This is a genomic window from Amycolatopsis magusensis (genome assembly GCF_017875555.1).
GTDB lineage: Bacteria > Actinomycetota > Actinomycetes > Mycobacteriales > Pseudonocardiaceae > Amycolatopsis > Amycolatopsis magusensis.
The window spans coordinates 660971-685088 of the sequence record NZ_JAGGMS010000001.1 but is presented as its reverse complement, the minus strand read 5'-3'; the positions used below and the strand labels follow the sequence as shown (position 1 = coordinate 685088).

The 24118-nt window shown below is 70.5% G+C and carries 26 protein-coding genes and 1 riboswitch; of the genes, 14 read left to right on the top strand and 12 right to left on the bottom strand.

Translation table 11 applies throughout. From position 1 onward, the window contains the following. The 6 genes from JOM49_RS03200 to JOM49_RS03175 all read left to right on the top strand — a co-directional run bounded on the left by JOM49_RS03200 (position 1) and on the right by JOM49_RS03175 (position 4958). A complete protein-coding gene (locus tag JOM49_RS03200) occupies positions 1 to 699 on the top strand; it encodes a hypothetical protein (protein WP_209662878.1) in 699 nt (232 codons plus the stop codon). A gap of 249 nt (positions 700 to 948) precedes the next feature. Further along, positions 949 to 1638 (top strand): HIT family protein, encoded by a 690-nt coding sequence (locus JOM49_RS03195; protein WP_209662877.1) that lies wholly within the window; start codon positions 949 to 951, stop codon positions 1636 to 1638. After that, complete coding sequence (thiL, locus tag JOM49_RS03190) at positions 1628 to 2695, top strand: thiamine-phosphate kinase (RefSeq protein ID WP_209662876.1); 1068 nt, start codon at positions 1628 to 1630, stop codon at positions 2693 to 2695. Before JOM49_RS03195 ends, thiL begins: the two co-directional genes overlap by 11 nt. Next, entirely contained in the window at positions 2692 to 3459 is a 768-nt protein-coding gene (locus JOM49_RS03185; protein ID WP_209662875.1) for a hypothetical protein, read from the top strand. Before thiL ends, JOM49_RS03185 begins: the two co-directional genes overlap by 4 nt. Beyond that, complete coding sequence (locus JOM49_RS03180; protein ID WP_209662874.1) at positions 3450 to 4079, top strand: class I SAM-dependent methyltransferase; 630 nt, start codon at positions 3450 to 3452, stop codon at positions 4077 to 4079. The genes JOM49_RS03185 and JOM49_RS03180 overlap by 10 nt, the downstream gene beginning before the upstream one ends. 84 nt (positions 4080 to 4163) lie before the next feature. Beyond that, positions 4164 to 4958 carry a MerR family transcriptional regulator gene (locus tag JOM49_RS03175; RefSeq protein WP_209662873.1) on the top strand — a complete coding sequence of 265 codons (795 nt, stop codon included), beginning with the start codon at positions 4164 to 4166 and terminating at the stop codon, positions 4956 to 4958. Between the two features lie 170 nt (positions 4959 to 5128). On the opposite strand, the gene JOM49_RS03170 is transcribed toward JOM49_RS03175, so the two are convergent. The 3 genes from JOM49_RS03170 to thiE all read right to left on the bottom strand — a co-directional run bounded on the left by JOM49_RS03170 (position 5129) and on the right by thiE (position 7370). Further along, entirely contained in the window at positions 5129 to 5593 is a 465-nt protein-coding gene (locus JOM49_RS03170; protein ID WP_209662872.1) for an HIT family protein, read from the bottom strand. Further along, entirely contained in the window at positions 5590 to 6264 is a 675-nt protein-coding gene (gene cmk, locus JOM49_RS03165; protein WP_209662871.1) for a (d)CMP kinase, read from the bottom strand. Before cmk ends, JOM49_RS03170 begins: the two co-directional genes overlap by 4 nt. 440 nt (positions 6265 to 6704) lie before the next feature. Next, positions 6705 to 7370, bottom strand: a complete 666-nt coding sequence (thiE, locus tag JOM49_RS03160; RefSeq protein WP_209662870.1) for a thiamine phosphate synthase — start codon at positions 7368 to 7370, stop codon at positions 6705 to 6707. Between the two features lie 30 nt (positions 7371 to 7400). Continuing rightward, a riboswitch (TPP riboswitch) is annotated at positions 7401 to 7506 on the top strand. Here thiE and thiO point away from each other — a divergent pair. The 4 genes from thiO to JOM49_RS03140 all read left to right on the top strand — a co-directional run bounded on the left by thiO (position 7501) and on the right by JOM49_RS03140 (position 10124). After that, positions 7501 to 8589 carry a glycine oxidase ThiO gene (gene thiO, locus JOM49_RS03155; protein ID WP_209662869.1) on the top strand — a complete coding sequence of 363 codons (1089 nt, stop codon included), beginning with the start codon at positions 7501 to 7503 and terminating at the stop codon, positions 8587 to 8589. It overlaps the preceding riboswitch by 6 nt. Continuing rightward, positions 8589 to 8789, top strand: coding sequence for a sulfur carrier protein ThiS (thiS, locus tag JOM49_RS03150; protein ID WP_209662868.1), 201 nt, complete (start codon positions 8589 to 8591; stop codon positions 8787 to 8789). The genes thiO and thiS overlap by 1 nt, the downstream gene beginning before the upstream one ends. Before the next feature lies 1 nt (position 8790). Further along, positions 8791 to 9555 (top strand): thiazole synthase, encoded by a 765-nt coding sequence (locus JOM49_RS03145; RefSeq protein WP_209662867.1) that lies wholly within the window; start codon positions 8791 to 8793, stop codon positions 9553 to 9555. Positions 9556 to 9686: 131 nt separating this feature from the next. Then, a complete protein-coding gene (locus tag JOM49_RS03140; protein ID WP_209662866.1) occupies positions 9687 to 10124 on the top strand; it encodes a MarR family winged helix-turn-helix transcriptional regulator in 438 nt (145 codons plus the stop codon). Here JOM49_RS03140 and JOM49_RS03135 read toward each other — a convergent pair. Genes JOM49_RS03135 through JOM49_RS03125 form a run of 3 tightly spaced genes read right to left on the bottom strand, consistent with a single transcriptional unit; the run spans position 10121 to position 12246 of the window. Further along, a complete protein-coding gene (locus JOM49_RS03135) occupies positions 10121 to 10921 on the bottom strand; it encodes an ion transporter (protein WP_282770074.1) in 801 nt (266 codons plus the stop codon). The genes JOM49_RS03140 and JOM49_RS03135 overlap by 4 nt on opposite strands. Continuing rightward, on the bottom strand, positions 10918 to 11754 hold the full coding sequence (gene thiD / locus JOM49_RS03130; RefSeq protein WP_209662865.1) for a bifunctional hydroxymethylpyrimidine kinase/phosphomethylpyrimidine kinase: 837 nt from the start codon (positions 11752 to 11754) through the stop codon (positions 10918 to 10920). The genes JOM49_RS03135 and thiD (JOM49_RS03130) overlap by 4 nt, the downstream gene beginning before the upstream one ends. A gap of 21 nt (positions 11755 to 11775) precedes the next feature. After that, a complete protein-coding gene (locus JOM49_RS03125; protein ID WP_209662864.1) occupies positions 11776 to 12246 on the bottom strand; it encodes a nitroreductase/quinone reductase family protein in 471 nt (156 codons plus the stop codon). A 57-nt stretch (positions 12247 to 12303) separates the two neighbouring features. Between JOM49_RS03125 and JOM49_RS03120 the strand changes: the two genes are divergently transcribed. Beyond that, a complete protein-coding gene (locus tag JOM49_RS03120) occupies positions 12304 to 12792 on the top strand; it encodes a MarR family winged helix-turn-helix transcriptional regulator (protein ID WP_209662863.1) in 489 nt (162 codons plus the stop codon). Here JOM49_RS03120 and thiD (JOM49_RS03115) read toward each other — a convergent pair. Together thiD (JOM49_RS03115) and thiC are read right to left on the bottom strand one after the other, a co-directional pair. Then, complete coding sequence (gene thiD / locus JOM49_RS03115; RefSeq protein ID WP_209662862.1) at positions 12739 to 13584, bottom strand: bifunctional hydroxymethylpyrimidine kinase/phosphomethylpyrimidine kinase; 846 nt, start codon at positions 13582 to 13584, stop codon at positions 12739 to 12741. The genes JOM49_RS03120 and thiD (JOM49_RS03115) overlap by 54 nt on opposite strands. Beyond that, positions 13581 to 15227: a phosphomethylpyrimidine synthase ThiC gene (gene thiC / locus JOM49_RS03110; RefSeq protein WP_209670725.1), complete on the bottom strand. Its 1647-nt coding sequence runs from the start codon at positions 15225 to 15227 to the stop codon at positions 13581 to 13583. The genes thiD (JOM49_RS03115) and thiC overlap by 4 nt, the downstream gene beginning before the upstream one ends. A 282-nt stretch (positions 15228 to 15509) precedes the next feature. Between thiC and JOM49_RS03105 the strand changes: the two genes are divergently transcribed. Then, on the top strand, positions 15510 to 17675 hold the full coding sequence (locus JOM49_RS03105; RefSeq protein WP_209662861.1) for a glycoside hydrolase family 15 protein: 2166 nt from the start codon (positions 15510 to 15512) through the stop codon (positions 17673 to 17675). 69 nt (positions 17676 to 17744) lie between these two features. Here the strand turns inward: JOM49_RS03105 and JOM49_RS03100 are convergent, their stop codons facing one another. Then, the gene (locus JOM49_RS03100) at positions 17745 to 18326 is read right to left on the bottom strand and encodes a peptide deformylase (RefSeq protein WP_209662860.1); all 582 of its coding nucleotides are present in this window, start codon (positions 18324 to 18326) and stop codon (positions 17745 to 17747) included. A gap of 144 nt (positions 18327 to 18470) precedes the next feature. Here JOM49_RS03100 and JOM49_RS03095 point away from each other — a divergent pair, with 144 nt between their 5' ends. Both JOM49_RS03095 and JOM49_RS03090 read left to right on the top strand, forming a co-directional pair. Next, positions 18471 to 18779, top strand: coding sequence for a DUF3263 domain-containing protein (locus JOM49_RS03095; protein ID WP_209662859.1), 309 nt, complete (start codon positions 18471 to 18473; stop codon positions 18777 to 18779). Further along, complete coding sequence (locus tag JOM49_RS03090; protein WP_209662858.1) at positions 18776 to 19438, top strand: LytR C-terminal domain-containing protein; 663 nt, start codon at positions 18776 to 18778, stop codon at positions 19436 to 19438. The genes JOM49_RS03095 and JOM49_RS03090 overlap by 4 nt, the downstream gene beginning before the upstream one ends. 501 nt (positions 19439 to 19939) lie before the next feature. On the opposite strand, the gene JOM49_RS03085 is transcribed toward JOM49_RS03090, so the two are convergent. Genes JOM49_RS03085 through JOM49_RS03075 form a run of 3 tightly spaced genes read right to left on the bottom strand, consistent with a single transcriptional unit; the run spans position 19940 to position 23910 of the window. Then, on the bottom strand, positions 19940 to 22216 hold the full coding sequence (locus tag JOM49_RS03085; protein WP_209662857.1) for an AAA family ATPase: 2277 nt from the start codon (positions 22214 to 22216) through the stop codon (positions 19940 to 19942). Between the two features lie 10 nt (positions 22217 to 22226). After that, entirely contained in the window at positions 22227 to 23183 is a 957-nt protein-coding gene (pssA, locus tag JOM49_RS03080) for a CDP-diacylglycerol--serine O-phosphatidyltransferase (protein ID WP_209662856.1), read from the bottom strand. A gap of 10 nt (positions 23184 to 23193) precedes the next feature. Next, complete coding sequence (locus tag JOM49_RS03075) at positions 23194 to 23910, bottom strand: phosphatidylserine decarboxylase (RefSeq protein ID WP_209662855.1); 717 nt, start codon at positions 23908 to 23910, stop codon at positions 23194 to 23196. Positions 23911 to 24118: the final 208 nt, after the last annotated feature.

Genomic DNA, 24118 nt, shown 5'->3' with positions numbered 1-24118 from the left:
ATGTCAGAGGAGAAAGAGACGAAGTCAGGTATCAGACCGATCCAGGTGGCCGCGGCCGCCTTGGCGGCGGTGACCGCCGCCTTGCTCGGCTCGACACTGGGCGTGGCGGGCACCGTGCTCGGCGCCGGGTTGGCCAGTGTGATCACCACCGTGGGTGGCGAACTGTACGTGCGTTCGCTCGAACGGACCAAACTCGCCGCGTTGCGCGCGCGGACACTGACCTCGCGAACGCAGGTGGTGACCGTTGAGTCCCCTTCGGACTCGAAGACCGCTACCTCGGAATCGCCGGAAACGCCGGAGACCGAGGAGCAGGCCGTCAGCCGCCTGCGCAAGCTGCGCTGGCCACTGCTCATCGGCACCAGCGTGGTCGGCTTCGTGCTGGCCATCCTGGTGATCACCGGGTTCGAGTTCGCCACCGGCGGCAGCATCTCCGGTGGTGGCGGCAGCACCATCGGCCACATCGTCGGCGGCGGTGGCACCCGGGGCGGTGAACCGGCCGAGCAGGCCCCGGCCTCGGAAACCCGGGAAGCCCCGGCGAGCACGCCGAGCGAGTCCGCGCCGAGCGAGTCCGCCGAGCCGACCACCACGGCCCCGGCCGAGCCGTCGGACGAGCCGACCAGCAGTGCCCCGGAACCGCCGGTCACCACGACCACGAAGCCGCAGCAACCGAGCGCCCAGCCCAGCACCCCGCAGGGCTGACCTCCCACCCGGAACCGCCCGGCGACCACCCGTCGCCGGGCGGTTCCGCGCACCAGGGCGCCGGGAATTCGCCCGAGCGGAATGCGAAAACGGACATGCGCAAATGTTCCCCGGGCAGAAACTGGACAGCACCTTTCCGGCTGCTCTTGCGACGTTCGAGCTAACCTGCCGGGCAAACCCCCGTAACGCGCGGCCGATGCGGAAAAATACCCCGGCATGGCGCATCGCGAGGCGACGTCGGGGGGAAGAATGATCACAGCCGTGCCGTGCACCGGCGCGGATTTCTGCGAAGAGATTTCCGGTGCGGCCGACACCTCGTTCCGTCGTTTCTACGAAGGCGACCCGCCGTCGAGACGCGTCCATTCGACGCCGAACTTCGAACTGCTGGCGGACCTCTCGCCGTTGACCACCGGGCACCTGCTCCTGTTGCCCAAGCGGCACTACCTCTCGTTCGCCCAGGTGCTCGGCGAGCACCAACGCGAGGCCGTGGCACTGATCGAGCGGGTGCGCTTGCTCTACCGCGAGGTTTTCGGCGAGCCATTGTTCCTCGAACACGGTTCCAGTACCGGTCAGGTCAGCCACGCCTGCATCACGCACGCGCACCTGCACCTGCTCCCCGTTTCCGGACCCGCGGCGGACCGGATCATGCTCGCCGACGGACTGCGCTACCACGACCTGGATTCGATCACCGAGCTGGCCCGGCCACCGTGGCCGGATTCCGCCTATTTCCTGCGTTCGCACGAAGGTCACTGCCGCGTTTACCTGCCGACCACCCAGCGGCGGCAGTACCTGCGCTCGGTCGCCGGTTCGATTCTTTCGATCGACGACCCGGAATGGGATTACGCCGTGGTCATGCGCAAGGACGCGCTCCGCTCGACCATGCGGCGGGTCCGCGACTGGCCTGCCCGGCTCGCCATGGAGGAACCCCGTGCCCGATGACCGCGCTCTTTCGGACGAACCGACCAGACTGGCGGAAACCGTCGTGCCGCTGTTCGGCCGTCAGCTCGACGCCTTCACACCGGCGGACTGGCCGGACCGGAGTCGCGTGGATCTGGTGGCGGGGGTGGACGCGCAGGACGACTGCGCGGTCTACCGCTTCCACGGCGACCACGAGCTGGTGGTCGGTTCGGACTACGTGCGCGGGCCGAAGTTCCGGCTGTACGAGATGGGGTACCTGGACGAGTACGACCTCGGCTACTACCTGGTCGCGGCGAACCTGAGCGACATCGCCGCGATGGGGGCCAAGCCGATCGGCGTGCTGTCCGTGGTGCGCTACCCGCCGGAAATGACCGATGTGGTGTTCCGGCGGGTGCTGGAGGGCATCCGCGACGCCTGTGCCGCCTCCGGCTGCCTGAACGTCGGCGGCGATATCGGCGGGGCCGAGCGGCTCATCCTGTCCGCCTCCGCGCTCGGGGTCTGCCCGTCCGGCGGGGCGCTGTTCCGGACCGGCGCGAAGCCGGGGGACGCGATCTGCCTGACCGCGCCCACCGGGTTCGCCGGGGCGGCCATGGCGTACCTGCGTGCCGCCGACCCCGATCCCGGGATCGAGGAGAAGCACCTCGGCACCATGCTCGACTACTGGCGCCGCCCGGAGGCGCGGATCGACAGCGGCATGGCCCTCAGCGCCAGCGGGGTGGTGACCAGCTGCCAGGACACCTCGGACGGGCTCAAGGCCGCGCTGGAAGGCGTGGCGCAGGCGGGTTCCGTCGGGGTCGAAGTCCGCGAGGAGGCGCTGCCCATCCCCGGCGCGGTGTCCGCGGTCGCCGCGCACCTCGATCTCGACCCCCTGGCCGTCGTGCTCGGCGATTCGGTCGACTTCGAGCTGGTGTTCACCGCACCTGCCGACCAGCTGGCCGCGTTGTCCGGCGACCTCGACTTCCACCGGGTCGGCGTGGTCACCGAGCGGCGTGACGTCGTGCTGGTCCGGCCGGACGGCACGCGTGGCGCACTGCCCGGCAAGGCGTGGCGGCACGCACCGGCCGACGTCCGAGCGTGAAGCGGTCGACAGCCAGGCTGCTGGACAAGACCGTGGTGTTGTCGGCGACGCTGGCCTTGGCGGGCAAGGCGTACCACGTCCCGTCCCAGCCGTTCTGGGACGCGCTGGTCGTCGCCCAGCCCTCCCTGATGCTGATCTTCCTGAGCGTCGCCGGGATCTTCGGCGTGCTGACCCCGTTCGAGAGCTGGCAGGTGCGGAGCCTGGCCGACCGCAGCGTGACCATGCGGCGCTACATCCTCTCCAGTTTCGGGAAGCTGCTGGAGCTCAGCGGGGACATCGAGCCACCGCTGGAGACCGGTGACCTGGCGTTGCACGTGTGGCGCAAGCGGCGCACCCTGCGTCATCCGGTGCGCGGCGTGCTCAAGCGGCTCGGCACCTACCGGATGTCGACCTATCCGAACACGCGGTCCTTCACCCCGGCGCGCGGGGTGGGGGTGGTGGGGCTGTGCTGGAAGGAGGACTGCGAGACCGCCTTCGACGTCGAACCGCTGGCGCAGGAGCTGACCACCGAGGAGGAGTTCACCCGCTACGTCGAGGAGCACAAGCACCGCTGGGTGATGAACCTGACCTGGGAGGAGTTCAAGCGGGTCCGGCACCGCGGGGCCGTGTTCGCCACGCCCATCCGGAACGGGCGCAACCGGTTCGTCGGCTGCGTCAGCCTGGACGCGAGCCACGGCTTCGACGTGCTCAACCGCACGGAGGTGTGGGAGGAGATGACCGCGCTGAGCCTCTACATCGGCCGCGAGGAGTTCGAGTGCATCTGAACGAGGACACCACCGGCCGGATCACCCGCGCGACCAGGAAGCTCTACAACGAGCACGCGGACGAGTACGCGGTGACGACCGCGACGCTCGACCAGTTCCCCGGGCTGGACCGGGACCTGGACCGCTTCGCCGTCGCGCTCCCCGCCGGTCCGGTGCTGGACCTGGGCTGCGGGGTCGGCCGGGACACCGAGTACCTGGGGTGCCGCGGCCTGGTCGTGGTCGCGGGGGACGTCAGCGAGCGCATGCTGGAGCTGACCCGGTCCCGGTGCGCCCCGGCCGGGGTGGTGCAGCTCGACCTGCTGGACCTGCCGTTCCCCGGTGCCGTGTTCGCCGGGGTGTGGGCGTGCGCGAGCGTGCTCCACGTGCCGCGGGGTGACCACCGCCGGAGTTTCACCGAGATGCACCGGGTGCTCCGGCCGGGGGGACGGGCCGCGATCAGCTTGCAGGCCGGCAAGTTCGAAGGCTGGAAGGACGGCAAGCGCCTGGCGTGTGCGCGGTGGTTCTCCCAGCGCGTCCCGGAATCGGTGGAGGCGGAACTGCGGTCCGTGGGGTTCGCGTCGACCACCGTCCACCGCAGTTCGCGCGACACCTGGTTCATCGCGACCGGCCACAAGGGCTAGGCACTGTCTTCGGGTTGCACCTTCCGTAGCGGCATGTGGTCCAGTGGACCCACGTCCCGATCTGTCGAAAGAAGGTCCCTGTTCATGCATTTGTCTTTCACGCCACCCCGCCAGGTCAAGATCGGGGACGCGGCGGCCTTCGCCGGCAGCACACCACGGGCGATCCGCCACTACCACGAGATCGGCCTGCTCCCCGAGCCCGAGTGGGGCGGTGACGACCGCCGACGCTACGGGTACGAGGACATGATCCGCCTGCTGTGGATCCGCAAGATGGCTGACGCCGGGATCGCCCTGGACGACATCCGTGACGCCTTCACCACCGGCATGGCTTCCGCCGGTGCGGACAGCGGAGACGGTATCGCGGGCATCCTGGAACGGGGCCTGCTCTCCGACTTCGTCACCGACCGGCTCAAGGGCCTGCCCGAAGGCTCCCTGCGTCAGGCGGACCTGGACACCCTGCTGGTCACCGAGCGGATCTTCGGCCCGCTCGGCGCGGCCGTCCAGGCCACCCGCTTCATCGTCCTGGCCACGCATCCCACTTTGCGGGAGAAGTCCGACCGCGTCGATGACGCCGAGGAGGCACTCGACGACAGCGTCGCCGTCGATGATCCACGGGTGGCTCGAGTGGCCGCCGAGCGGCACGCCTTCGAGAACGCCCTGCACGCCGTCATCGAAGAGTCCGGCCTGGACAAGGACGACGATGCCCTCTTCGACACCTGGGACACCATGCACCCGGCTACCGCCGATGACGAGGCCGACCTCGGCTCCATGAGCGCGTTCGAAGCCATCGGCAAGATGCCCTACGACTTCTCCCCGGCCCGCCTGCGCTGTAGGGAACTGGCCGAAGATCTGTCCGCCCAGGACTCACCCGCCACCTGAAACACGCCTAGGCGCTGTCCTGTAAGTCTGGTCGATGGGCTTCGTGATCCAGGTGGTTCCTGGCGGTGCGGGCGATTCGGCCTCGTACTGGCCGTACTCGGCCGAACTCGCCCGTGCCGCCAGGGGCCGCCTGGGCGCGGAGAGCGCGACCTTGACTCACCGGACAGCGCCTAAGCGCCCCATTCGTCCGGATCGGTGCCCGGCAGCACGTGCCGGACGCCGCCGCGCGGATCGGGCACGTCGCCGTCGTGGCGGGGGATCAGGTGGATGTGCAGGTGGTCGACCGTGCGGCCGGCGGCCCGCCCCTCGTTCACGCCGATCGTGTAACCGTCCGGCTGGTATTCCTTGTCCAGCAGCTCGCGTGCCTCTTTGAGGATGGCGTGCGCGGCGGCGGCTTCTTCACCGCTGAGGTCGAAATAGCTGGCCACGTGCCGCCAGGGCACGATTTCGACGTGGCCCTTGGCGGCGGGGTAGTTGTCCCAGCGGACGTAGAACAATTCCCGGGCGATCACCACACTGTTCACCAACGGGTCGCCGACTTCGCAGAACAGGCAGCCCAGCACGTCGTCACCGTCCGATCGCCGGGTGTTGGCCGGGCACGTCGGGGTCAAAAACCCTGTGTCGTTGTCGATCATGGATTCGCTACACCCCGGTCTCGGCAGACGGAAACCATTCGCCCCACCACCTGCGCCACCGACAGTTCGGTGGTGTCGATCTCGACCGCGTCCTCGGCGGGCACCAGCGGCGCCACCGGCCGCGACATATCGGCCTGATCACGCCGGATGACGTCTTTCAGCACCTCTTCGTAGGAACCGTGCCCTTCTTGGCGTACGCGGCGTTCGGCCCTTATCTCCGGTTTCGCGGTCAGGTAGAACTTGGCGGGTGCTGTGGGGAAGACCACAGTTCCGATGTCGCGGCCCTCGACCACGCAGCGGGCCTGCACGCGGGCCCACTGGTGGATCAGTTCGGTGACGCGGCCGCGCAGTTCGCCGATCCTGGCCACCGCGGAAACCGCCAGGTCGACCGGATTCGATCTCAGTTCCTGGGGTCTGTACCGGCTGGAGGTGAACAGGTTGCCGGTCCGGCTTTCGTCGATCAGCCGGTCGCACAGTCCGACGACGGCCGAGCGGTCGTCCACCGGTACCCCGCGGCGGATCGCCTCGTAGGCCACGATGCGATACGTGCGCCCGCTTTCCAGGTACCGCAGGTCGAAGGTGTCGGCCAGGGCCAGGCAGGTGGTGGTCTTACCGGCCGCGGCAGGCCCGTCCACGGCGATGACCACTGTTTTCCCGCTGTCGCCGGACATGGTTGTTCCCCCTTGCGAGTAAAAGACGGCTTGTGGAGGGCCAGAGGTTACCAGGGAAATTCTCGGCGAATGGCAAAGAGAAATGGCACTTTTCGGTGTACCTGGCGTGACGGAGAATGCATTCTTCCGGGCGTTCAAGTGACCCAGCGTCATGGCTGAACAGATCAAGGGCGGCCCACCTCACTCAATCGAGGGGTGGCGTTTGCCGAGTTCCCTGGCACCGGCCGAGCACATGATGAGGAAGGCGGTGGTGCGGACGTGCCTCGCCGTCGCACTTGCGCGTCTCCTCGCGTGGCGCGGAAACCGGTGACCCGATTATGGTGCTTTCACGCCACCGCGACGAGGGGTTTCCACGAATTTCGTCCTCCGGACTCGCGCCACTGGCGGTGAGTTTCCGCCCGCCCGGTCAGGTGAAAGATTGGGTGCCCAGCCGAAGTAATTTACGCGAGTGCGGATTTCAACGCGTGCGCCGCCGCTCGGGGGTCGTCCGCTTCGGTGATCGCGCGGACCACCACGACGCGGGAAGCGCCGGCTTCCAGCACTTCCGGCAACCGCGGCAGGTCGATGCCGCCGATGGCGAACCACGGGCGGGGCGTGCCCAGCGAAGCGGTTTCCCGCACCAGGTCGAGGCCCGGCGCTTCCCGGCCCGGTTTGGTCGGGGTGGGCCAGCAGGGGCCCGTGCAGAAGTAGTCGACGCCCGGTTCGGCGGCGGCCGCGCGGGCCTGTGCGCCGGAGTGGGTGGAGCGGCCGATGACGACCTCGTCGCCGAGGATGCGGCGGGCGAGCGGCACCGGGATGTCGTCCTGACCCAGGTGCAGCACGTCCGCTCCGGCGGCCAGTGCGACGTCGGCCCGGTCGTTCACCGACAGCAGCGCGTCGTGGCGGGCGCACGCTTCGGCGAACACCTCCAGCGCCGCCAGTTCCTGCTTCGCCTCCAGCGGTGACCCGCTGGTCTTGTCCCGCAGTTGCACGATGTCGACCCCGCCGGCCAGCGCCGCGTCGAGGAACTCCGCGAGGTCCCCGTGCGCCGAACGCGCGTCCACGCACAGGTACAGCCGCGCCTCGTCGAGGCGCTTCCGGATCTCGTCACCATTCAGCCCAGGCATGGTCGCGACGGTACCCGGTGTGTACCGTGGAATCGTCCGCACGGGAGCCCGAGGCACGGGCTGAGAGGGAGCTGCCGCTCCGACCGTGGAACCTGATCCGGGTCATGCCGGCGCAGGGAGCGTGATTTCCATGAAGCGAAAACACCGCGTCACCGTGGTCGGCGGCGGCATCATCGGCCTCGCCGTGGCTTGGCGCGCGAGGACCGCGGGCCACGAGGTCACCCTGGTCGACCCGCACCCCGGCCGGGGCGCGTCCTGGGTCGCGGGCGGCATGCTCGCGCCGGTCACCGAGGCCTGGCCCGGCGAAGAGGACGTGCTCACCCTCGGTGAGGAGTCGCTGCGCCGCTGGCCCGAGTTCGCCCGGCGCCTCGGCGGCTGCGGCCTGTCCGAGCGGGGCACCCTCGTCGCCGCGCTGGACAGCGCCGACCTGGGCGTGCTCGACCAGCTCTCGGCCTACCTCAACCACGCGGGCCGGTCGGCCGAGAAGTTGACGAGCCGACAGCTGCGCAAGCTCGAACCCGGCCTGGCGGGCTCGATCCGCGGTGGTCTCGCCGTGCCGGGTGACCTCTCCGTGGACAACCGGGCCCTGCTCGAGGCCCTCGGCCGGGACCTCGACCCGATCCGCGAGCAGGTCGTCGAACTCGGGCCGGAGACCGTCCGGACCACCGAACGCACGCTGACCAGCGATCTCGTCGTGCTCGCCGCGGGCGCGTGGAGTGCCCGGCTGCACCCCGCGCTGGCGAACGCGGTCCGCCCGCTCAAGGGCGAGATCCTGCGCCTGCGCTCCCGGCGCACCACGCTCCCGCCGCCCGCGCACACCGTCCGCGCGTTCGCCGAGGGGCGGCCCATCTACCTCGTGCCGCGTGCCGGTGGCGAACTCGTGCTCGGCGCGACCCAGTACGAGGCCGGGTTCGACGAGGTGGTCACCGCCCGCGGCGTGCGTGAGCTGCTCGACGGCGCCGAGCGCGTCTTCCCGGCGATCGCCGAGTACGAGCTGGCCGAGACCGCCGCCGGGTTGCGGGCGGCCAGCGTGGACAACCTGCCTTTCGTCGGCAGGCTGCCCGACGGGGTGTTCGCCGCGACCGGGCACCACCGCAACGGCCTGCTGATGGCGCCGATCACCGCCGACGCGGTGCTCGCCGCGCTCGACGGCACACCGCCGCCACCCGGGGTGGCCGCGGCCGACCCGGCCCGGCTTCGTGAGAAGGAGAGTGTCTGATGCGGATCGTGGTCAACGGCGACGAACGGCAGTTCCCCGACGGCACCACCGTGCGGGAGCTGCTCGAAGCGCTCGGGATCGGCGAAAAGGGCGTGGCCGTCGCGGTCGACGCCGACGTCATCGCCCGCCGCGACTGGGCCGGGTTCGTCCCGGCGGACGGCAGCTCGCTCGACATCCTCACCGCGGTCCAAGGAGGCTGACATGACCGAAACCGGCGACCAGCTGCTCATCGGCGAGCACAAGCTGAACTCCCGGCTGATCATCGGCACCGGCGGCGCGAGCAGCCTCAGCTCGCTCGAGCGCGCGCTGGTCGCCTCGGGCACCGAGCTGACCACCGTGGCGATGCGGCGGGCCGACGCCGAAGGCGGGTCCGGGGTGCTGGAGTTGTTGCGGCGCTTGGGGATCAAGCTGCTGCCGAACACCGCGGGCTGCCGCAGCGCGGCCGAGGCGGTGCTCACCGCGCGGCTGGCCCGCGAGGCGCTGGACACCGACCTGATCAAGCTCGAGGTGCACGCCGACGACCGCACCCTGCTGCCCGACCCGCTGGAGACGCTGGACGCCGCCGAGCAGCTGGCCGCCGACGGCTTCACCGTGCTGGTGTACACGAACGACGACCCGGTGCTGGCGCTGCGGCTCGAAGAAGCCGGGTGTGCCGCGGTGATGCCGCTGGGTGCCCCGATCGGCACCGGGCTCGGCATCCGCAACCCGCACAACATCGAGCTCATCGTGTCCAGGGCCCGCGTGCCGGTGGTGCTGGACGCCGGCATCGGTACCGCATCGGATGCCACGCTGGCGATGGAGCTGGGCTGCGACGCCGTGCTGCTGTCCACTGCGGTCACCCGCGCCCAGGACCCGGAGCGCATGGCGCTGGCGATGCGTTCGGCGGTCACGGCCGGCCGCCTGGCGCGCGGGGCGGGCCGGATTCCGCAGCGGTTCTGGGCCCAGGCCTCCTCGCCACCCCGCTGAGCGGAAGGCCTCCATCACAATCACGGTGGGTTCACGCGGAACCACGGGTGGCGGCACGTATGGTTGACGGCACTTTCGACCACTCGGGGCTGATCCGCGCCACACCTTGTGTGCGCGGTAAGGAGCGTGAGGTGACCACGTCACCGTCTCAGGACGTGTCCGGCCGGCTTTTCCTGGCCGTGGGCAGGCTTTCCCGCTCGCTGCGGCAAGCGGGGGCGCCCGGCCCCGGCCACGGCGCGATCTCCGCTTTGGCCACCCTGGTCAACTACGGGCAGCTGCGCCTCGGCGACCTCGCCGCGAAGGAGGGGGTGGCCGCGGCGACCATGTCGCGGATAGTGGCCGCGCTGGTGGAGGCGGGGTACGTCCGCCGCGAGTCCGACCCGATCGACCGCCGCGCGTGGCTGGCCACCGCCACCGAGGAAGGTGAGCGCATGGTTTCCGGCGTCCGGTCGACCCGGGTGCAGGAGCTGAACAGGCGGATCGACCGGCTGCCGCCCGAGCTGCGGGAACGGCTGATCGGCGCGCTCCCCGCCTTGGAGGCGTTGCTGTCCGACGACGAAGACGCCTAGCGGTCGCGGTCGCGCAACTCGGCGACCTCGGCCCGCAGCGCACGTAGTTCGTCCAGGATCTCGCGGTTCGCCGCGGCCTGGGCCTGCGTCTGCTTGTCCTCCTCCTCGCGGAGTTCGTCGCGCAGTTCGTCCTCCATCGCGCTGACCACCACCGCGATGAACAGGTTCAGCACCGCGAAGCTCGAGATCAGGATGTAGACGACGAAGAAGATCCAGGCCGCGGGTGCCTGCGCCATCACGTCGTCGGCGATCTCCGGCCACGCTTCGCCGGTCATCACCTGGAACAGGGTGAACAGCGAGGTGCCGAGGTCGCCGAAGTGCTCCGGGGTGATGTCGCCGAACAGCTTGGTGGCCATCACCCCGGCGACGAAGATGATCAACGCCAGCAGCGCGGCGATCGAGGCCATGCCCGGCACCGCGGCGAGCAGGCCGGTGACCACCTTGCGCATGGACGGCACCACGGAGATCAGCCGCAGCACGCGCAGCACCCGCAGGGCCCGCAGCACGGCGAACGGCCCGGTCGCCGGGACCAGCGCGACACCGACCACGACCACGTCGAACAGGTTCCAGGCGTCCTTGAAGAAGGCGCCCCGGAAGGCCCACAGCTTCACGCCCAGCTCGGCCACGAAGATGCCCAGCGCCAGGTAGTCGAGGGTGTGCAGGAGGGTGCCGTGCTCGGCCACCATCCGCGGCGAGGTCTCCAGGCCGAGGGTGACCGCGTTGCCGACGATCACCGCGATGATGAAGTTCTGGAACCGCCTGCTCTCGACGAACGCGCCCACCCGCTCACGGGTCACGCGCGGTCCTCCGGGGCGAGCCGCCAGAACGCCGAGACCGGGCCGACCTTGGCGCCCATCGGGTACGAGTGCGCCACCGCGTTGCTGACGAACCACTTGCCGAACTTCGCCGCCTCGACCACCGGCATGCCGCGCGCGAGGCCCGCGGTGAACGCCGAGGCCATCGCGTCGCCGGCGCCGTGCGTGTGCGGGGTGGAGAACCGCGGCCCGGGCAGCTCGACGAAGTCCTCGCCGTCGAAGAGCAGGTCGACGCACTCCGGGTCGCTCACCAGGTGCCCGCTCTTGACCAGCACGTACCGCGGGCCGAGTGCGTGCAGGGCGACCGCGGCCTCGCGCATGCCGTGCCGGTCGGTCACCTCGAGCCCGGTGAGCAGGCGCACCTCGTCCAGGTTCGGCGTGAGCACGGTGGCGCGGGGGAGCAGCAGTTCGCGCAGCGCGCCGAGGCCTGCGTCGTCGAACAGCGGGTGCCCGTGCATGGACGCGGCCACCGGGTCGACCACGAACGGGATGCGCCGGTCGCGGCCGATCTCGGCGGCGTCGCAGGCCGCGGCCACGGCCTCGATGATCTCGCCGGAGGCGAGCATGCCGGTCTTGGCCGCGCCCACGCGCATGTCCGCGGCGACCGCCTCGATCTGCCCGGCGACGATGTGCGGCGGCAGGTCGGTGCGGTCGTGCACGCCGAGCGTGTTCTGCACGGTGACCGCGGTCACCGCGACCAGCCCGTGCACCCCGCAGGTGAGGAAGGTGCGCAGGTCGGCCTGCAGTCCGGCGGCCCCGCCGGAGTCGGAGCCGGCGATGGTCAGCGCGGCAGGCGGGCTGGTGGCTTCCGTCATGCCCCCAGTGTCCCGCCCTGGTCAGGACCCCGGCGAGCGGGTGAGCCGGATGACCGGGATCTCGCGGTCGGTTTTGGCCTGGTACCCGGCGAACCCGGTGTGCTCGCCCGCCACCTTCGCCCAGACTTCGGCCCGGCGCTCGCCCGTCAGCTGTTCCGCGACGACCGGGATCTTGGTGCCACCGACTTCGATGGTGACCCGGTCCGGGTGCTTGGCGATGTTGTAGTACCAGGCCGGATTGCGGGCCGAGCCACCGGCGGAGGCGATGACCAGCCAGCCGTCGCCGTCGCGGAAGTAGGCCAGCGCGGTGGTCCGCGGCTCACCCGACTTGGCGCCGATCGCGGTCAGGTACAGCACGTCCATCCCGCGGAACTTGTCGCCCTGCTTGCGGTGCGAGTTGATCAGGCGGCGCCGGAGCACCTTCATCGCCCACATCATCGCCTTGCCGCCGCGCGTGCCGCGGGTGCCGTTCTTCACCGGAACGATTTCCATGACAACCATCGTATCTACAATCGTTAGGGCGTCAACCGGCGGAGTTACACTGGGCCGGTGATCTCGGAGAGTGAAGCGACCCGGGCGTGGGGGAACCTGCACCAGCTCTACAGCGCCATCCGGCGGCTGCTCGACCAGGGCATCGAGGCCGAAGCCGGCTGCTCACTGGCTGATCACGACCTGCTCACCGCCCTGCGCGGCAGCCCGGACCGCCAGCTGCAGATGCTCGAACTGGCCGACCGGCTCGGCGTCACCCGCGGCGGGCTGACCCGGATCGTCGACCGCCACGTCGACCGCGGCTGGGTCCGGCGGGACCGGCCGGAGCACAACCGTCGCGAGGTCTACGCCGTGCTCACCGAGGCGGGCGACCGGACGCTCGTGCAGGCACGCGAGGTCTACGTGCGCGTGCTGTCCGAGACCCTGGGCGCCCACCTCGACCCGGACGAACTGGACGCTTTCCAGCAGTGCAGCCGAAAACTCGTGCACGAACTGTCAACGACCGGCTGCTGCCCCGGGCTGGTCGTGAGCGAGCCGCCAGAACGGTGAGACCGGGCCGACGCCGGCGCCGAGGGGGTAGGCCTCGGCGACCGAGCGTTCGATGAACCGCTTGCCTGCTTCGACCGCGTCCGGCACGCCAAGGCCCTTCGCCAACCCCGACGTGATCGCCGAGGCCAGCGTGTCACCACCGCCGTGGGTGTGCGGGGTGTCGTGCCGCGGGCCGGTCAGCTCGATGCACTGGACGCCGTCGGAGAGCAGGTCGGTGCACTCCGGGTCCTCGTAGAGGTGCCCGCCCTTGACCAGCACCCACTGCGCGCCGAACTCGAGCAGGGCGCCGGCCGCCTCCCTCTGGCTTTCGCGGCCGGTCACCTCCACCCCGGTGAGCAGGCGCACCTCGTCCAGGTTCGGCGTGACGAGGGTGGCGCGCGGGAACAACTCGGTGCGGATCGCCTCGAGCGCTTCCTCACGCAGCAGCGCGTCACCGTGCATCGATGCCGCGACGGGGTCCACGACGAACGGGATCGCCGCGTTCCGTCCGATGTGGACCTCGTCGAGGGTCTTCGCCACCGCCTGGATGATCTCGGCGGTGGCCAGCATGCCGGTCTTCGCCGCGTCCACGCCCATGTCCGAGGCCACCGCCCTGATCTGCGCGGTGACCACCTCGGCCGGGATCTCGGTGAACCCCTGCACGCCCAGCGAGTTCTGCACGGTGACCGCGGTGATCGCGGTCATGCCGTGCACCCCGTTGGCGAAGAACGTGCGCAGGTCGGCCTGGATGCCCGCGCCACCACCGGAATCGGAGCCGGCGATGGTCAGCGCGGTGCGCGGCGTGGTGGTCACGGGCGCTCGACCACCGGCAGGTAGACCTGACCGCCCTTGGCGCCGAACTCCGCGGACTTCTCCTGCATCCCGGCCTCGATCGCTTCCACTGTGGACAGTCCGTGTTCCTCGGCGTACCTGCGCACGTCGTGGGTGATCCGCATGCTGCAGAACTTCGGCCCGCACATGGAGCAGAAGTGCGCGGTCTTGGCCGGTTCGGCGGGCAGCGTCTCGTCGTGGAACGAGCGCGCGGTGTCCGGGTCGAGCGCCAGGTTGAACTGGTCGTTCCAGCGGAACTCGAAGCGCGCCTTGGACAGCTCGTCGTCCCACTCCTGCGCGTACGGGTGCCCCTTGGCCAGGTCGGCGGCGTGCGCGGCGATCTTGTAGGTGATCACCCCGGTCTTCACGTCGTCGCGGTTGGGCAGGCCGAGGTGCTCCTTCGGTGTGACGTAGCACAGCATCGCCGTGCCGTACCAGCCGATCTGGGCCGCGCCGATGGCCGAGGTGATGTGGTCGTAGCCGGGCGCGATGTCCGTCGCGAGTGGACCGAGGGTGTAGAACGGCGCCTCGCCGGTGAGCTGTTCCTCCAGCTCCACGTTCTCCTTGATCTTGTGCATCGGCACGTGGCCGGGGCCTTCGATCATCACCTGGACGTCGTGTTCGCGGGCGATGTGCGTGAGTTCGCCGAGGGTTTCCAGTTCGGCGAACTGCGCGCGGTCGTTGGCGTCGGCGATGGAACCGGGGCGCAGGCCGTCACCGAGGGAGAAGGTGACGTCGTACTGCTTCAGGATCTCGCACAACTCGGCGAAATGCGTGTACAGGAAGGATTCCCGGTGGTGCGCCAGGCACCACGCGGCCATGATCGAGCCACCGCGCGAGACGATGCCGGTGACCCGGCGGGCGGTCAGCGGTACGTACCGCAGCAGCACCCCGGCGTGCACGGTCATGTAGTCCACGCCCTGCTCGCACTGCTCGATCACGGTGTCCCGGTAGACCTCCCAGGACAGCTTTTCCGGTTCCCCGTCGACCTTTTCCAGCGCCTGGTAGATCGGCACGGTGCCGACCGGCACCGGCGAGTTGCGCAGGATCCACTCGCGGGTCTCGTGGATCCGCTTGCCGGTGGACAGGTCCATGATGGTGTCGGCACCCCAGCGGGTGGCCCAGACCATCTTGTCGACCTCTTCCTCGACCGAGGACCAGACCGCCGAGTTGCCCATGTTCGCGTTGATCTTCACCAGGAAGTTCTTGCCGATGATCATCGGCTCGCTCTCCGGGTGCCTGCGGTTGACCGGGATCACCGCGCGGCCGCGGGCGACCTCGTCGCGCACGAACTCGGGGGAGACGCGCTCGCGGGCGGCGATGAACTCCATCTCCCTGGTGATCACGCCCGCCTTCGCCCAGCCGAGCTGGGTGTTGTGCTCACGCCCGTCGGCCCACCCGGCCCGCAGCCGGTGAAGTCCACTGTGGACATCGATGGTGACGTCGGGATCGGTGTACGGGCCCGAGGTGTCGTAGACGTCGAAGTGGTCCCCTGTGGACAGATCGATCCGCCTCGCCGGGACGCGGAGGCCGGATTCGGTGCGGTGGTACACCTTGTGCGAGCCGGTGATCGGCCCGGTGGTCACGGTCGGTGTGACGGTGGCGTCATTTTCCAGTGTCGTCAACGACATTCACTCCCTACGCCGGCATTACCCGGTCAGGTTCATGCGGTCGGCGGCACCGGGTCCCGTGGACAGGACACCAGCCACCCTCTCAGCCCGCCAAGGCGCGAGCTCCCGCGGTTGCGGTGTTCGGTTGTCCCCCGACCATGCCATGCCGACCGCCGCCTTGCCAAGTGACCCCGGCTGTGGGGGTTCTGCCAGAAACTCACCTGTATGGGGCATGCGCGGTTTTTCGGCACCGAGCAGAATGGGCCAGCTTCTGTAACGGTGCAGATTGGGGCGAGCATGCGAAGGCCGTTGATCCTCGCGTTGACCGGGGTGCTGGCCGCGGGATTGTTACCCGCGGTGGCCGCGGCGGAACCGGAAGGTGGTGCGGCCCCCGGCGGGCCCGGCGCCCACCCGCTTTGGCTTCCCGCCGGGAAAACCGGCTTCGGCGGGTCCCGCGACCAGGCCAGCAACGTCTGGTTCACCCTCCACAGTGGTCAACTTTCCGACGTCTACTATCCGGACCTCTCCACGCCGAGCATCCGCTCGCTCGGCTTCGTGGTGACGGACGGTAAGAGTTTCGCGGCCACCGACGCCGACGCGAAGTTCGAGCAGGTGCGGCGTACTTCGCCGGACGGGCTGACCTACGAGCAGACGATCACCGACGAGAAGAAGCGCTGGAAACTGCGCAAGACCTACGTCACCGACCCCGAGCGCGCGAGCGTGCTGGTCGATGTCGATTTCACCTCGCTGACCGGCAAGCCGTACCAGCTCTACGCGGTGCTCGACCCGGACCTCGACAACAACGGCACCGACGATTCGGCCCGTACCGAGGGCGACACCCTCGTCGCCACCGACGGCAAAGTCACCTCGGCGCTGGCCGCGAACCCCGCGTTCACCAAGACCAGCAACGGTTTCTCCGGCACCTCCGACGGCGCGACCCAACTGCTGAAGTCGTTCCAGCTCAAGAGCTACGACACCGCGGGCAAGGGCAACGTGGTGCAGACCGGCCAGTTGGCCGCCGACGGGCTGAAGTCGCGGCGGGCCACGCTCTCGCTCGGCTTCGGCGAGCAGGCGGCCGCCACCGCGAAGGCCTCGCTGAAGACCGGGTTCGGCCCGGCCCGCAAGGCGAACGAAGCGGGCTGGCGGAACTACCTGCGCGACCTCAAGGACGTCCCGGCCTCGGTGGCGGGCAAGCGCGACCTGTACAAGGCGTCGATGCTGATGCTCGCCGCCAGCGAGGACAAGCTGAACCCGGGCGCGTTCATCGCCTCACCGAGCATGCCGTGGCAGTTCGGCGACAACGGGCCGGGCTGGCTGCCCTCGGGCACCTACCACCTGGTCTGGCCGCGGGACCTCTACCAGATCGCGACCGGCATGCTGGCCGCCGGCGACGAGGGCGCGGCCCAGCGGTCGATCGAGTACATGTTCACCAAGCAGCAGCAGGCCGACGGGCACCTGGCGCAGAACACCGACGTCGACGGCACCCCGTACTGGACCTCCATCCAGCTCGACGAGACCGCGTTGCCGATCGTGCTCGCGCAGCAGGTCGGCATCGACGCGGAACTGTGGCCGAACATCCGCCGGGCCGCCGACTTCCTGATCGACTACCGGGGCCCGAACGGACAGGCGTCCCCCTGGTCGCAGCAGGAACGCTGGGAGGAGCAGGACGGGTACTCGCCGTCCACCATCGCTTCGGTGATCGCCGGGCTGGTGTGCGCGGCGGAACTGGCCAAGGAGCACGGCGACGCGGCGTCGGCCGAGCGGTACCTCGCCAAGGCCGACGAGTTCAAGGGCAAGCTCGCCGAGTGGACGGTGACCACGAACGGCCCGCTGTCGGACGACCCGTACTTCGTGCGGTTGACCAAGGACGGCAACGCGAACAACGGCACCGTCTACAACCTGGGCAACTCCAGCTACGACGCCGACCAGCGCGCGGTCGCCGACGCCGGCTTCCTCGAACTGGTGCGCCTGGGCATCTACGCGCCGGACGACCCGGTCATCCGCAACAGCCTCGCGGTGGTCGACAAGGAGATCTCCTACACGACGCCGACCGGCCAGTTCTGGCACCGCTACACCGGCGACGGCTACGGCGAGCGGGCGGACGGCTCGCAGTGGGAGATGGAACTGCCGCCGGGTTCGCGGCAGACCTTCGGGCGGCTGTGGCCGCTGCTGGCCGGTGAGCGCGGCGAGTACGAGCTGGCCAACGGTGAGCTGGGCGCGGCGAAGCGGCGGCTGCGCGACCTCGGCCGGGTGGCCGGGACCGGCGACACCATGCCCGAGCAGGTGTGGGACGAGAACGCGCCGTCGGGCCGGCCGGGCTTCCCGACCGGCAAGGGCAACCAGTCGGCGACCCCGCTGGCCTGGACGCACGCGCAGTTCGTCCGGCTCGCGTGGTCGGTGCAGGAGAAGAAGGTGATCGAGCAGCCCGCCGCGGTGCGGTGCCGCTACCTCGGCGCCTGCTGACCGGTCACGCCAATGCCAGGAGTGGGGCATTACTTGCGTTCATTGCAAGTAATGCCCCACTCATAGCATTCAGTCCTCCGGGTCGGCCTCGGGGTCGTGGTCCGGGTCCGGCAGCCAGGCGTTGCCCGGCACACCCCACTTGTTGCGCTTGAGCATGCGCTTGGCCTCGCGGGCGTACCGGCCGACCAGGCGGTCCAGGTAGAGGTACCCGTCGAGGTGGTCGGTCTCGTGCTGCAGGCAGCGCGCGAAGTAGCCGGTGCCCTCCACCTCGAGCGGGTTGCCGTCGAGGTCCTGGCCGGTGACCTTCGCCCAGCTCGCGCGGCCGGTCGGGTACGACTCGCCGGGGGCGGAGAGGCAGCCCTCCCAGTCGTCGTCCGGGTCCGGCATGGTCTCCGGGATGTCGGAGGTCTCGAGCTTCGGGTTGACCACCACGCCCTTGTGCCGGACACCCTCGTCGTCGGGGCAGTCGTAGACGAAGATGCGCAGGTCCAGGCCGATCTGGTTGGCCGCCAGGCCGACCCCCTGCGCGGCGTACATGGTCTCGAACATATCGTCGGCCAGCGTGCGCAGCTCGTCGTCGAACTTGTCGATCTCACGCGTGGGCTGGTGCAGCACGGGCTCGCCGGCGATCACGATGGGGTGGACGGTCACGGTCCGGGAGCTTACCGAGGGTCTCGCCGTGACGCGCCGGGTGTGATGCCGGGACGGGGAGCTACGCGCGTGATCTAATGGGCGCCGCGGAAACGACAACCGTGTGATTCGCGCACGCAAGCGAACCTGATTGCGAGGGCCCAGATGGACGCCGCGGAGTCGATGGCTCGCCGTCGCCGCCCGGCGGACGCCGGCCCGGCCGGGCTCTCGGCGCGCGAGCAGGAGATCCTGGCGTTCGAGCGGCAGTGGTGGAAGTACGCCGGCGCGAAGGAACAGGCCATCCGGGAGCTCTTCGCGATGTCGTCCACGCGGTACTACCAGGTGCTGAATCAGTTGATCGACAAACACGAGGCGATGCAGGCCGACCCGATGCTGGTCAAGCGCCTGCGCAAGACGCGTGCCGCCCGCCAGCGGACCCGCGCGGCACGACGGTTGGGGATAGATCTGCCATGAGCTGGTTCCAGGGGCGGCCGCTGCGGTTGGCCGGCTTCGTACTGATCGCGCTGGCCCTGGTGGCCGCCGTGGCCGGCGGAGTCGTCTCGCTCAACGGCGGCAACGGTGGCGACACCGCCTCGCCTTCGCCCACCTCCGAAACGCCACCGCCGGGCGACACCGGCAGCCCGCAGAACCCGCCGCCCGCGTCCCCGCCGCCCGGCTCGCCGGAGGTCCTGCCGCCGACGCAGCCAGGGCCGTCCACGCCGCCGCCGGGTGACCCGAACAACCCGCAGAACCCGCCGCCGGGCCAGCCGGGTCAGCCGGTGCCGCCCGCGCCCGGTGCCGGTACGCCGGAGGAGCAGGCCGCGGCGAAGTGGGTGACCGTGCGGGTCTACAACAACAGCACCATCCACGGCCTCGCCGCCCGCGCCGGGGACGACTTCCGCTCGCAGGGGTGGGTCGTCGCCGAGACGAGCAACTACTCGGGCGGCATCATCCCGACGACCACCGCGTACTTCCGGCCCGGCGTGGCCGACGAGGAAACCGCGGCGCGCGCTCTCGGGGCAGCCTTCGGTATGCGGGTGGAGCCGCGGTTCGAGGGCATCGCGGGGTCGAGCGGTGGGGTGATCGTGATCGTGACGAACGATTACGGGTCTGCTGATACGAAGGGCAAGTAGGCCTCGTTTCTGCCCCCCGGTTTTCGATTGTGACTACGGCGGGGGTTCGGTTGTCAAGGCGGGAAAGATGCCTTGACAACCGAACCCCCGCCGTGTTTTTTGCTGAGGACCGGGGCGGGAAGGGGGAGTGTGGGCGCTCTCCCTTTGGCTCGTCGGGTCGCGTTTCGCTGTCCCGGGCCGGGCCGGGCCGGGCCGGGTCGTGGCTCGTGGGGTCCCGTTGGGCGCCCGGCTTCGGCTCGCGAGGGGCGGGCGCCCGGGGCATGTGCGAGAGGGCGACGTGTCACGAATGTGGCTTTGGGGGCCGAATCCGCCCCGAAAGCCACATTTGTGTCGGTCGGGGTGCGGTGAGTGTGGGGTTCGGCTGCGCGAGTGTGGGACTCGGCTTCCTGAGTGTGCGACTCGCCCGGGCCGGGCGAGTCGCACGTTCGTGCAGCCGAGTTGTACGTTCAGGAAGCCGAAACCCACGTTCGTGCGGCCGAAAGCCACATTCGTGACAGGGGGTTAGTCGGCGCGGTTGGCGGCGTAGGTTTCCAGGGCGGCCAGCTGGGCCGGGTCCAGTGAGGGGCGGACGGCGGCGCGTGCTTTGTCCAGGTGGGCGGCGGTGACCTCGGTGGCGTCCAACGACTCGCGCATGGCGGTGAGAGCGGCTTCCCGGATGAGGGCGGCGCAGTCCGCCGCCGAGTAGCGGTCCAAAGTGGACGCGATCCGGTCCAGGTCCACGTCGTCGGCCAGCGGGGTGTTCTTCGAGTTGGCCCGCAGGATCGCGGCCCGTGCCTCGGCGTCCGGCGGCGGGACGTAGACCATGCGCTCCAGCCTGCCCGGCCGAAGCAGCGCCGGGTCCACCAGTTCCGGGCGGTTGGTCGCGCCGAGCACCACGACCTCGCGCATCGGCTCCACGCCGTCCAGTTCCGTGAGCAGTGCGGCGACCACCCGGTCCGAGACGCCCGAGTCGCTCGACTGACCCCGTCGCGGGGCCAGTGCGTCGATCTCGTCCAGGAACACCAGTGAAGGCGCGGCTTCGGCGGCTCGGCGGAAGAGTTCCCGCACCGCGCGCTCCGACTCGCCGACCCACTTGTCCATCAGTTCGGCGCCCTTGACCGCGAACACGTTCAGCGCACCGGTCCCCGCGAGCGCGCGTACCAGGAAGGTCTTGCCACCGCCGGGAGGGCCGTACAGGAGCACGCCCCGCGGCGGCGCGACGCCCAGGCGGGCGAAGGAGTCCGGGTAGCGCAGCGGCCAGAGGACGGCCTCGGTGAGCGACTGCTTCACCTCCACCATGTCCCCGACATCTTCGAGCGTCAGCCCGCCGGTGGCCAGGTTGTCCGAAGTGGACATCGAGATCGGCCGCACGCTGGACACCGCGTCGAGCAGGTCCTGGGCGCTGATCACCGGTTCGTCGGTATCGCGCTGCCGCAACGCCGCCCGCAGCGCGGCCTCCCGGCGCAGGGCGATCAGGTCCACCGCGACGAACCCCGGGGTCCGCTCGGCGATCGCGCCGACTTCCACGTCGCCGTCGAGCGGGACGTCACGCAACAGGATGCGCAGCAGTTCCGTGCGCACCTTGGCATCCGGCAGCGCGAGCGAGAGTTCGCGGTCGAGCAGGTCGCCGCCACGCAGGCGCGGGTCGACGGCCTCCGGGTGCGCGGTCGTCGCGATCAGTGCCACGTCCGTTCGGGTCAGCGCGCCGCGCAACTGCTCCAGCAGCACGGTCGCCACCGGCGGCGGGGACGACGCGGGCAGCAGCGCGTCGATGTCGGTGATCAGCAGCACCGCGGGCGTCGTGCCGTTCGCGGTCCGCTCGATCGCCTCGTTCAGCCGCGCGGCGGCCGCGTTCGGCTCCAGCACGGCGATGTTCGGCGCGGCCAGCGTCACCACGCGCACCTGCTCGGCCTGCCCGACCGACCGCACCAAGGTCGTCTTGCCGACGCCTTCCGGCCCGGAGACCAGCACGCCGAGCCGGGCCGAGGTGCCCAGTTTCGCCAGCAGTTCAGGGCGGTGGAAGGCGAGTTCGAACCATTCGCCCAGTCGCCGTGCGCAGCTCGACGCACCGGCGAGGTCGGCGATCGGCGGCACCGGCTCGTCTTCGGCCTCCTCGACGACCTCGGCGTCGATGAAGTCGTCCACAGTGGACTTGGGTGCGGCCGCGGTGACGGTGACCGTGGTACCGGGGCGGGACGGGGATTCGGGGGCGGGCACCGCGTCGCCGGTGCGGGCGCCGTCGCGCCAGGCGACCACAGTGGACGGTCCGACCGCGACCGGGCCGGACGGCTCGGCGGCGGTGATGGTCAGCAGCTCACTGGTCCACGTGCCACCGATGGCGTTCGAAAGCTTGCTGCGCACGGCCGGCACATCCGCGCCGGGCGGGGGCGCGAGGTCTTGGGGGAGCAGGGAAACCGCGTCCCCGACGGTCAGCACCTTGCCGATCAGGGCGAGCCGCACGGTGGCGGGCGGCAGCGAGACGCTCGCCAGGCGGGAACCGGCGACGGTGACCGACTTCGCGGCGGAGACCTCCGCCGGCGCGACTACCACTTCCGCGCCTTCGGTGACCCCGAGGTTCGACATCGTCACGTCGTCGAGCAGCACCACCCCGGGCGGGCCGTCGCCGTCGGAGGGGGCGGCCAGCGCGGCGCTCACGCGGGCGCCGGTCAGGTGCACGGCGTCCCAGGCGTGCAGGCCCAGCGCGTCGAGCACCTCGGGGTGGAGGCGGACCACACCACGGCGGGTGTCGGTCGCGGACGGGCTGTGGCGGACGGTCAGCGTGATCTGCGGCGAACTCACGCCGACGACCCTAGTCGGACCGGCCCTGTCCGCGCCTCAAGCCGAGGCTGCGCCAGCTGCGCTTGCGGTCGTGGCGCCCGCGCGGGCCCTGGCTGACCTCGTGGGTCCCGTTGCGCCGGACGGCTCGCCGGGCGGCACCGGCCACCCGGCGGCGCAGCGGACGGCGCAGGCCGAGCCGGCGCGCGCTGCGGGCCCGGCGGATCGCCCGGCGTTCGCGGGCGGGCACGTCCCAGGCTTCGGGGTGCCGGGCGAGCCAGCGGAAGCGGCGCACCGCGTAGGGCACGTGCACCAGGTACAGCAGCAGCGCCGCGGCCAGCGCGACCAGCGGGTACAGGATGATCGTCGCGGCCAGCACGCCGACCAGTACCAGCAGCGGCCCGACCGCCTTCGGCGCCACCTTGACCGTCTTCAGCGACAGCGTGGGGATCCGGCTGATCGCCAGCGCGGCGATCGCCACCGTCCACACCAGCACCACCACCTGCGAGGACCACCAGCCCTCGCCGAACTGCAGGCTGAGGGTGAGCGGCAGCAGGACCAGCAGCCCGCCCGCCGGGGCGGGCACGCCGACGAAGAACTCGGCCGCGTACGGCGGCTGCTCGGTGTCGTCGAGCAGGGTGTTGAACCGCGCCAGGCGCAGGATCATGCAGACGGCGAAGATCAGCGCGGCCACCCAGCCGATGCGCTCGCCGTCGGCGTGCCAGACGTAGAGCACCAGCGCCGGGGCCACGCCGAAGGAGATGCCGTCGGCCAGCGAGTCCAGCTCGGCGCCCATCTTGGAGGTCGCGTCGAGCAGGCGGGCGATGCGGCCGTCGAGGCTGTCGAGCACCGCGGCGATGCCGATCGACGCGATCGCCATGGCGTAGTTCCCGGTGAGCGCGAACTGCACGGCGGACAGCCCGGCGCACAGCGCGAGCACGGTGATCGCGTTCGGCAGCAGCCGAACGCCCGGATTGGTCCGGACGGTCACGGCGGGCCCCCTAGGATCGCGCTGCCGGGAGTTCGGCCAGCACGGTCTCGCCGCCGATCGTCCGCTGGCCCTTGCTCACCAGCACCTTGCTGCCGGGGGGCAGGTAGGTGTCCACCCGCGAGCCGAACCGGATGAGCCCGTAGGTGTCGCCGGCGGTGACCTTCTCGCCGTCGCCGACCTCGCACAGGATCCGGCGCGCGACCAGCCCGGCGATCTGGGTGACGACCAGTTCGTGGCCGTCCTCGGTGCGCAGCAGCAGGGAGTTGCGCTCGTTGTCGTCGCTGGCCTTGTCCAGGTCCGCGGAGAGGAACTTGCCCGGCCGGTAGGCGACCTTCTCCACCACACCGCTGGCGGGCACGCGCTGGACGTGCACGTCGAACACCGACAGGAAGACGCTGACGCGCATCCGCGGCTCGGCGGGCAGGCCCAGCTCCGGCGGCGGGGTGGCCTCTTCGATCAGCGAGACCAGGCCGTCGGCGGCGGCCAGCGCGAGCCCGGAGCGGGCCGGTGGCACGCGGGCGGGTTCGCGGAAGAAAGCGGCGGTGGCGACCGTGCCGAGCCCGGCGAGCAGGCCGAGCGGCTTGGAGAACCGGCGCAGCACCAGTGTCGCGGCGAGCCCGCCGAGCACGAAGGGCCGTCCGGCCCGGTGCATCGGTGGCACGGTCTCACGCGCGAGGGTGATCGCGTGCTTGATCGGGTTGGCTGGCGCGTTGGTTCCGGCGCTCATCTCTGCTGAATCCCCGGGGGTCGTGGTCGGCGGACGGCTTGCCCGCCGCGTGGTGTGGCCACGCTACCGCCCGACATCGGCTGCCGGGTTACCGACCGGGTACGTGCACCCCCCGACGAGTGCACGCGCCCGGTACCGACGGCTGAATACCCGCGGAAGCCGAATTGTATTCCACCCACCGGCAGCCTGACCACTGTTCGTGTGGAGG

Excerpts from the sequence above, each read along its gene's own strand:
- thiE (WP_209662870.1), bottom strand. The coding sequence starts at position 7,370 with ATGCCTGGGCTGAATGGTGACGAGATCCGGAAGCGCCTCGACGAGGCG.
- JOM49_RS03125 (WP_209662864.1), bottom strand. The coding sequence starts at position 12,246 with ATGGAAATCGTTCCGGTGAAGAACGGCACCCGCGGCACGCGCGGCGGC.
- thiD (WP_209662865.1), bottom strand. The coding sequence starts at position 11,754 with ATGACGGAAGCCACCAGCCCGCCTGCCGCGCTGACCATCGCCGGCTCC.
- JOM49_RS03105 (WP_209662861.1), top strand. The coding sequence starts at position 15,510 with ATGCGAAGGCCGTTGATCCTCGCGTTGACCGGGGTGCTGGCCGCGGGA.
- JOM49_RS03175 (WP_209662873.1), top strand. The coding sequence starts at position 4,164 with ATGCATTTGTCTTTCACGCCACCCCGCCAGGTCAAGATCGGGGACGCG.
- JOM49_RS03200 (WP_209662878.1), top strand. The coding sequence starts at position 1 with ATGTCAGAGGAGAAAGAGACGAAGTCAGGTATCAGACCGATCCAGGTG.
- JOM49_RS03195 (WP_209662877.1), top strand. The coding sequence starts at position 949 with ATGATCACAGCCGTGCCGTGCACCGGCGCGGATTTCTGCGAAGAGATT.
- JOM49_RS03090 (WP_209662858.1), top strand. The coding sequence starts at position 18,776 with ATGAGCTGGTTCCAGGGGCGGCCGCTGCGGTTGGCCGGCTTCGTACTG.
- JOM49_RS03145 (WP_209662867.1), top strand. The coding sequence starts at position 8,791 with ATGACCGAAACCGGCGACCAGCTGCTCATCGGCGAGCACAAGCTGAAC.
- thiO (WP_209662869.1), top strand. The coding sequence starts at position 7,501 with ATGAAGCGAAAACACCGCGTCACCGTGGTCGGCGGCGGCATCATCGGC.
- cmk (WP_209662871.1), bottom strand. The coding sequence starts at position 6,264 with ATGTCCGGCGACAGCGGGAAAACAGTGGTCATCGCCGTGGACGGGCCT.
- JOM49_RS03170 (WP_209662872.1), bottom strand. The coding sequence starts at position 5,593 with ATGATCGACAACGACACAGGGTTTTTGACCCCGACGTGCCCGGCCAAC.
- thiS (WP_209662868.1), top strand. The coding sequence starts at position 8,589 with ATGCGGATCGTGGTCAACGGCGACGAACGGCAGTTCCCCGACGGCACC.
- JOM49_RS03075 (WP_209662855.1), bottom strand. The coding sequence starts at position 23,910 with ATGAGCGCCGGAACCAACGCGCCAGCCAACCCGATCAAGCACGCGATC.
- JOM49_RS03095 (WP_209662859.1), top strand. The coding sequence starts at position 18,471 with ATGGACGCCGCGGAGTCGATGGCTCGCCGTCGCCGCCCGGCGGACGCC.